Here is a 493-nt window from a genome sequence, read left to right on the forward strand (position 1 = left end):
ATTGGGTGCCGTGTCCCTACCAATGCCCACCAATAGATTTCTGACTGTAGGGACACGGCATGGGATCATCTTCTGATATAAACCAAAATTTATTGGGTGCCGTCTCCCTACCAATGCCCACCAATAGATTTCTGACTGTAGGGACACGGCATGAGATCATCTTCTGGTTGAGAGCAAAATTTATTGGGTGCCGTGTCCCTACCAATGCCCACCAATAGATTTCTGACTGTAGGGACACGGCATGGGATCATCTTCTGATATAAACCAAAATTTATTGGGTGCCGTCTCCCTACCAATGCCCACCAATAGTAGGGACACGGCATGGGATCATCTTCTGATATAAACCAAAATTTATTGGGTGCCGTGTCCCTACCAATGCCCACCAATAGATTTCTGACTGTAGGGACACGGCATGAGATCATCTTCTGGTTGAGAGCAAAATTTATTGGGTGCCGTCTCCCTACCAATGCCCACCAATAGATTTCTGACTGTA

At 46.5% G+C, this 493-nt stretch carries 1 protein-coding gene; it reads right to left on the reverse strand.

Annotated elements, in window-relative coordinates; genetic code table 11:
- Positions 1 to 107: 107 nt before the first annotated feature.
- Positions 108 to 323: a hypothetical protein gene (locus MiSe_RS49815; protein ID WP_226595038.1), complete on the reverse strand. Its 216-nt coding sequence runs from the start codon at positions 321 to 323 to the stop codon at positions 108 to 110.
- Positions 324 to 493: the final 170 nt, after the last annotated feature.

The sequence above is a fragment of the Microseira wollei NIES-4236 genome, assembly GCF_020521235.1.
Taxonomy (GTDB): domain Bacteria; phylum Cyanobacteriota; class Cyanobacteriia; order Cyanobacteriales; family Aerosakkonemataceae; genus Microseira; species Microseira wollei.